Raw genomic sequence first — 534 nt, 5'->3', positions numbered from 1 at the left:
CGCTGACCGCGACGAAGCCTTCGCCGCTCTTGCCGTTCGCCATCCGGATCACTTCGGACGTCGCGTGCGCGACCGCGTCGGCGTCGTCGCCGACGATGTCGCCGATCAGCACCATCTTCGGGAACGCATTGCGCTTGCTCTTGGTCGCGTAGCCGACCGCGCGCAGGTAGCGCTCGTCGAGGTGCTCGAGGCCCGCGAGGATCGCGCCGCCCTGCTTCGACGTCTCGAACAGGTAGTCCTTGATCTCGACGATGCTCGGGATCGCCTCGCGCGCCTGGCCGAAGAATTCGAGGCAGACGGTGCGCGTGTGCGCGGGCATCTTGTGCAGCACCCAGCGCGCGGACGTGATCAGCCCGTCGCAGCCTTCCTTCTGCACGCCCGGCAGGCCGGCGAGGAACTTGTCGGTCACGTCCTTGCCGAGCCCTTCCTTGCGAAAGCGCCGGCCTTCGATCTCGAGCATCTCGGTCTTCAGCAGCTTCTCGCCCGGCGCGTACGCGCCGTCGAACCACTTCAGCTCGAAGCGCGCGACCGCGA

Annotated in this window: 1 pseudogene; it reads right to left on the bottom strand. The window is 67.6% G+C overall.

Features of this window, described 5'->3' with window-relative positions:
- Positions 1-534: pseudogene (locus QZM15_RS33925) on the bottom strand (FAD-linked oxidase); the annotation flags it as partial.

The organism is Burkholderia sp. AU44665 (assembly GCF_030504405.1).
GTDB classification, from domain to species: Bacteria; Pseudomonadota; Gammaproteobacteria; order Burkholderiales; family Burkholderiaceae; genus Burkholderia; species Burkholderia semiarida.
The sequence above is the reverse complement of the archived record's forward strand: the minus strand, read 5'-3'. Positions and strand labels throughout refer to the sequence as shown.